The 6,285-nt window shown below is 52.2% G+C and carries 6 protein-coding genes and 2 pseudogenes; 1 reads left to right on the top strand and 7 read right to left on the bottom strand.

Annotated features, from left to right (window positions below; genetic code table 11):
- Nucleotides 1-387 precede the first annotated feature (387 nt).
- The 7 genes and pseudogenes from repE to HMPREF3140_RS27050 all read right to left on the bottom strand — a co-directional run bounded on the left by repE (nt 388) and on the right by HMPREF3140_RS27050 (nt 6,219).
- Entirely contained in the window at nt 388-1,143 is a 756-nt protein-coding gene (gene repE, locus HMPREF3140_RS07515) for a replication initiation protein RepE (RefSeq protein ID WP_001568031.1), read from the bottom strand.
- A gap of 739 nt (nt 1,144-1,882) precedes the next feature.
- Complete coding sequence (locus tag HMPREF3140_RS07510) at nt 1,883-2,668, bottom strand: site-specific integrase (RefSeq protein ID WP_070552902.1); 786 nt, start codon at nt 2,666-2,668, stop codon at nt 1,883-1,885.
- A 183-nt stretch (nt 2,669-2,851) separates the two neighbouring features.
- Complete coding sequence (locus tag HMPREF3140_RS07505) at nt 2,852-3,868, bottom strand: hypothetical protein (RefSeq protein WP_070552901.1); 1,017 nt, start codon at nt 3,866-3,868, stop codon at nt 2,852-2,854.
- Nucleotides 3,865-4,188: a hypothetical protein gene (locus HMPREF3140_RS07500; protein ID WP_070552900.1), complete on the bottom strand. Its 324-nt coding sequence runs from the start codon at nt 4,186-4,188 to the stop codon at nt 3,865-3,867. The genes HMPREF3140_RS07505 and HMPREF3140_RS07500 overlap by 4 nt, the downstream gene beginning before the upstream one ends.
- A 26-nt stretch (nt 4,189-4,214) precedes the next feature.
- Nucleotides 4,215-4,616 (bottom strand): hypothetical protein, encoded by a 402-nt coding sequence (locus HMPREF3140_RS07495; RefSeq protein ID WP_167875980.1) that lies wholly within the window; start codon nt 4,614-4,616, stop codon nt 4,215-4,217.
- Nucleotides 4,617-4,652: 36 nt separating this feature from the next.
- Nucleotides 4,653-5,597 carry a hypothetical protein gene (locus tag HMPREF3140_RS07490; RefSeq protein ID WP_011977810.1) on the bottom strand — a complete coding sequence of 315 codons (945 nt, stop codon included), beginning with the start codon at nt 5,595-5,597 and terminating at the stop codon, nt 4,653-4,655.
- Nucleotides 5,598-5,757: 160 nt separating this feature from the next.
- A pseudogene (locus HMPREF3140_RS27050) lies at nt 5,758-6,219 on the bottom strand (hypothetical protein).
- On the opposite strand from HMPREF3140_RS27050, the pseudogene HMPREF3140_RS07480 reads away from it, so the two are divergent.
- Nucleotides 6,176-6,285: pseudogene (locus HMPREF3140_RS07480) on the top strand (AbrB/MazE/SpoVT family DNA-binding domain-containing protein); the annotation flags it as partial. The pseudogenes HMPREF3140_RS27050 and HMPREF3140_RS07480 sit on opposite strands and share 44 nt — an antisense overlap.

Raw genomic sequence — 6,285 nt, 5'->3', positions numbered from 1 at the left:
GACTGTGGGAAACAGGTCAACTTCGTGGACGGCCAGGGCTGCGTGAAACACCACATGTATAGGCACACACAGATAGCGTGTTCAGGGCAACAAATGTGACAATCTGCCCTCATTAATTATGTCGAACTTGCCCTCATGTCATATGACTAACGGGAAGAGGGGAAAATCTAGTGTGACAAACTGCACTCATTTAACTGTGACAAACTACCCTCAGGATAGGGTGACAAATTGCCCTCAATTCTGGCTCCACTACCGGTTACAGCCAAAAAAACTATGAGTAAGCGCAGGATGCCAGGGAGGGAACATCAAAACTGTGACAAATCACCCTCAACCTTCCAGATCAAATGTGACGAAGCACCCTCAAATCTGTGACAGATAACCCTCTGGCTATTCTGTTGTCATCGAGGTGATATCACGGAAGGAAAATACTATATGAGTCGTCTGGCGGCCTTTCTTTTTCTCGATGTAAGAGAGGCGCATAGGTGTCCGGCTATTGATCTCATCAACACTTGCCTGCAGGAAACGACGGCGAAAATCCGGCATACGCTGATAACTTTGGGGTAGTTGGTAGCGCTCCATGATCCAGTCGATTTTCAGGGACACGACACCAGAGCCATCAGGTTTACGGTACTGACACAGGGATTCGTATAAACGCATGGCATACGGATTGGTAATCTCTTTTGTTTCACTGAGCCGGAACTGCGTAAACCGGTTCTGTAACCCGATGAAGAAGGGAATCAGATATGGGTTGATATGTACGCTGTAAAGCCCTCTGGATGGGCTGTGCGCACGTTTGATAAACCAGGGAAAGGATTCATACCCTTTTTCATCGCCGGCATCCTCTTCAGGGCGATAGAAAACTACTTCCTTACCCGCAAAACCTTTTAAAGCCTGTCGTATATCCTTACTGGCTTCAGCGGAGGTCAGCCCGAAAGTTTCAGCGTATTTAGCAACGTGAATTTCGCAGATGCCGTCATGTTCCTGCAGGGAGCCGTCGGATTTTCTGATCTGGTCAACGAACAGATACAGCATACGCTTTTGATCCCTGGAGAGACTATATGCCGCCTCAGTCAGCTCATTTGACTGGACAATCCGCGGGCTATTTTTACGTTTTTTATGGTTTATAACCGCTATTTCCGCCATGACAGGTCCATGTGAAGTGTGACAGGTTTTCAGATTGTCACACTTTATAAAACAGAGTCAACAGGGAGGGATAACTTTGTGAAAAGCAACGCTTCCTGAGGGCAATTTGTCACAGAGTTAAGGGCAACTTGTCACAGAAAGGACGGCTATTTGAGGGTGATTTGTCACACTGAAAGGGCGGTTTGTCACAGATCCCTCTCTGGAACCCGCATGGATAAAGGCCTGTGGGCATTCTAAAAATAAAGATCTAACAACTATTAAAAAAGATCTTATAAAAATATCCCCGTGGATAAGTGGATAACCCCTAGGGGAGGTGATTTTTCAGCCATTGAGCGTATGCAGAATTTAGGAGTTCTGTTCCCTGGTGCTTCCTCGCTCACTCTGGGCTTCGCCCTGTCGCTCGGCTGCGGCGAGCACTGCAGGCTCGATCATATCCGTCGCCAGAAGTTAGACATACAGCCTATTCTGTCCAGTTCTGCTGGGTGTGCTGGATCTGGGCTGGTAATATCAAAACACTACGATGAGTGGAGCCAATGATGAAAGCGGTAAGGCAATGAGTGATGGCTATCTGGCCAGACTACGCGAATTAGATAAATTACTGCATTTACACTGTAAGTCTTAGCTGAGAGAGCAGTTTGATATCACAGGTTACCTAACTAAGGCCGCGCCAGTAGCTTTTTTACGCCTGTCTTCCACTCCCGCGCCATAGCTTGACGTTACAGAACCGCGAATGCAGCTTTTAGCGCCTCTCAAGTTGTTTCATCAGCGCTACCGCATCGGCTTCCGGCATGGCGAACTGCACACGATGGCGCGCCGCGACATCGAGCGCAAACACCTTCGTATAGACCTCCGTCGAGCTAATCGATTTGTGGCCCATCAGGCTCTGCAAAACCTTCAGTGGTATGCCGGCGTACAGCATGTGCATCGCGTAGGAGTGACGGAACGTATGGGGGGTCACAGGTACTGAGAACGTCACCCCGTCGGCCGCTGCGGCCTCCACCGCTTCGCTAAGCCAGGTGCGCACGGTACGGTCAGTAATCTCCCAGATACGCGCCTTCTCCACTTTGCCGGTGCGCTTGTTTCGTCTTTCCAGCGGAATTTTCAGGGTTGCCACCATCATCTGCAGCTGGCTGACGTAGTGGTGATCGGAAAGCGGAACCAAACGATGAGCCTGACTACCGGCCGGCGCTCGACCTGCTGTTCTGGCCGTTTTCTCTGTGCGCTGCTTGAGCGTGGCCAGCTGCACGAACGGATATGGCGGCGCCAGCGAAAAATCCCCCCGGGTCAGCGCGAGCGCTTCATTAATGCGCGCGCCGGTGTTCCACAGCGTCGCCATCAGCATCTTGCGGTGAAGATCCGGCACGTAATGGAGCAGGGCGCTGACTTCCGGCGCCAGCAGGTATTTCGGCAGTTCATCCTGCACGAGCGCCATCTGGCGCAGGGCGAGGGCGGCAGGGTAATCGATGGCCACCGGGAGCAATGTTCCGGGAGATGCCGGAGATCCAACTGGAACCAGGTTATTCATAATTTCTGTTAACTTTTTTCTTTGCCGAGAATTTTCTTCGTAATATTACCGGAGTCAGGATGACTAACCAGCCAGAATACAGACGAAGTCGCAAACAAAACTACCCCGTCAATGACGGTAGACACGATATTTTCGGGCACAGGTTTCACTCCTCTTCAGCGGGTTGCTATGGAACGGGAACATTCATGACACCAACATCCAGTAGATAAAGCCCAGAAAAGTCACCAAGCCCACCCAGAATAAGTCCTGGTTGGATAATTTCTCCCTCAGGATAGAAAGGAGATTTGTCTGCAGGTCAACGAGCTCCTCACTTTGCGAGGCAAGATCCCTTTCCAGCTCCAGGATTCTTTTCTGCGACTGAGCACACAGGGTAGCCAGCCGGATGACACCGGTTGCCCGTTGCGCCACCTCCTGGTCAGAATCTCCGCTCTGCGGCAGAGACAGTTTTTCTGCCCATAGTGGCAGGGCATCACATTTCTCGTCCGGGAGCTGGCCCCCTTTCCTGTGCCACAGATGATAAAATGGACGATTCCTAAGTGAAGTAATTAACTTATTATGCGACCGTTTTTTGCCTTCGAGCTGCACGATTTTTTCCTGCAGCCCGCGATAACAGTCTTCCAGCCGGTGTACCGCGGATACCAAGGGCTCCACCCGGAGCGTTGAACACCTGCCCCGTGGCAACTGCAGTTCGTCTGCCCGCAGCGGCATTGAGCTGGTTTCCCCCTCCGGGAACCGGAAACCCATTGCGTGCCACAGCCTGTCCCTCCGGATCTTGTTTTCTTCGTTTTCTTCATCAACCCGGGAAATTTCAATCGGCAAAACCAGGGTTGCTGGCGGAAGGCCTCTGGCCCAGAGAACAAACTGCTGCGTGATCCAGCTACCCAGGCCGAGTCCCTGCAGGCGGCGTTCCAGTCTGAACTCATCTGTAAACAGATGCAGGGCCTTCTGTTGAGGCCAGTAGATTGCAGTGAAAGTCTGAGTCTTCGTCTGTTTGGTATCGGCCAGGTACAGTGTCATTATGCAGGAGACCCGGTACAATCCGTCGGGAAAATGGTCAGAAGTTGGCCCCCACGATTCCTCCCTGCTCAGAATAACGACCAGATTTTCCTCCTGGCGGGTACTGTTATTTGTAATGCTCTCCGGCAATGTCACGAGCCACATTGTTTTGTCGTCACCAGTCCGGGTAACACAGTCGGTCATGTTTTTTTCCCTAACAGTGAGCAATACACTTTAAAGACCTTATCGATGAGGCAGGCTTTCCACGGCGGAGCGCTGTGTTCAGACTGCGGCAGATGGTAGTCACCCGTGAGCACCCAGAAATCAGGCTGGCCTGATTGTTCTGCCACCATTCTGCCGTTTCGTTTGAGAATTTTTGGAGATCGCCATTTCTGACGCCGGCGGGCTGTCTCGATGGGGCTGTCCTCATTAAGGCCAGAATAAAGCCACAGCTCCTGGTGGCCATATACATCCTCAAGCTCCCGGACCACATCGTTAAATGAGCTAAATGTTGGTGTACCCATACCTCGCCTCAAAAATAGTATCCGGTTCAATAGTCATTCTTGCCAAACAGCTGAGGCAGTTCATCAAACAACATCACATGGCGGGTGCGCTTTCCCTTGAAAATGCGCCTCATCACTGGCGTGAAATCCGCAGGCTCCCAGCCATAGGGCCACGTATAGAAGATTCCGGCTTTCAGCGTGTTATCTGGTCGTTCAGGGCCAGCGACGATACGTCTGACCTCCCTGTTCAGCGCCTCACCGCGCAGGCCATACTGCCCCAGGTAGCGGCGCAGCCGCGTTCTGGGCATCGGCGGGTCAGATTTCACGTAACCATTAACATCCAAATGCTGCGTGGCGGTGATGATAGTCATGCCGTACCTGCGCATGGTGCGGAAGGCGGCGGCCATCACGTCCGTTTCGGTCTCTGGTTCGTCATATGTTCTGTTCATCTGGTTTCCTGTTATACGTTGCCGTGATGCACCGAATCATTCATCATTTTTTTCAGTATGTTCAGTAGCGTTATCCGGAGGGGTAGCTTCGGCCACTTCTTTCAGTATTGATGACCATCCCCCGGCAAACCATTCGCCCGGATCTTCACCACTGAGTACCTGCTGCAGCCAGCGGGAAGGGGAGCGACGTCTGGCGTCACGGAACCAGACCGGATGGTGCTGACCCATGACTGACCAGAAATCAAAATCCGGCTCCGGGGGGGAGAACACATACGCATTCATGACCAGATTCCCGCCGTGTTGTCTGAGGAACAACAAAAATTCTTTCAGGTTTACATACCCCCCCGGCCCCATACCGGCACCAAGGAAAAACGCCTCTGTTACCACGCCGGCAGTGATACGGCCGTTCTGCTCATGCTGGCGCAGGATCATCAGGGTGCCATCATGGCGCCCACCGGCGATGCGGATGAACTCAAAGACATACCTTTCATCATCATCCGGGAAGAAAAACTCCTCCCAGCTGACACCAAAATACGTCCCCAGGATCACCAGCGGGAACATCTTCCCGTCACCGGTGGTCAGCCAGTCTGCACTGGCGCCGAACCGGCTTTCAATCCGTTCAGCCAGCTCACGGGTTAACTCACCGGCGCCATCGATACAGTCCAGGAGCAGTCCCGGGGAAACATGTAACCGGTGAGCTATCCGTACCTGGTCGGCGATCCGCGTCGGCCCGGGTTGCCCGGCCCCCGGGAAAAAGCCGTCAGCGGACAGACGGTCAAACAGGGCGCGCAGACGCCCGCCACATTCCTTCTGCCACTGTTGCCGGCTGGAGAGGATTTCCGGAGAGGTGGTCCCGGCAGGATACTGTCTGGCCAGCGCCAGGCGGATCTCCCCTTCGAGTGAACGTTCATTTTTCATCGCTGACTGCTCAATGCGTGCAAACAGCGCATCGTCAACATTTCTGGCCTGGATCTTCGCCATGACTCCTTCCTTATGCAAAACGTATTCAGGACTGGTAAATGGTCTTTGAAGTAAACATGAAACCTGATTTACCGCTATAACAATAAATGTATACGTTATGATTCATTTTGTACACAAAGGAAGAAATCAGCACGTGATAAGGCATGAAACAGTCACGCAGCTAAATTACCGGATGGCCGTTTCCGGCAGATCCGATTTTCCTGCGTATAACAATTTTCCGGAAGTGTACCTCGCACACGGAATAACCAAACCATCCTTTTCCGGTGGTGAGCGGGCGGTCACGGGGGAGGGGAAGGACACAACATATAGCGTCATCATCAGCTGAGAACACCGCTACATCTTGTGTTTCCGGGCCGCTGCGCGCCGGGGGCAGGAAAGCAGATCCGGAACTAGCTTTTTTCGGATCTCAGCAGAAAAAGAGAGAACTATGTATAGGTTTAACATATCCATATGCCCCACATCTGCATAGGCCTGACATACGCATATACTTACCATCTGCATATGCTATGACTATACATATGCTTTGCATCTGCATATACTGAACATAGTCATACAGGCCGGTCGGCCAGGAGGAAATGATGAGAACTGTATCCATTTTTAAAAACGGCAATAACCGCGCCATTCGTCTGCCCCGCGATCTGGATTTTGAGGGAGTGAGCGAGCTGGAGATCGTCCGGGAAGGGGACAG

The sequence above is a fragment of the Klebsiella sp. HMSC16A12 genome, assembly GCF_001808265.1.
GTDB lineage: Bacteria > Pseudomonadota > Gammaproteobacteria > Enterobacterales > Enterobacteriaceae > Klebsiella > Klebsiella pneumoniae.
The sequence above is the reverse complement of the archived record's forward strand: the minus strand, read 5'-3'. Positions and strand labels throughout refer to the sequence as shown.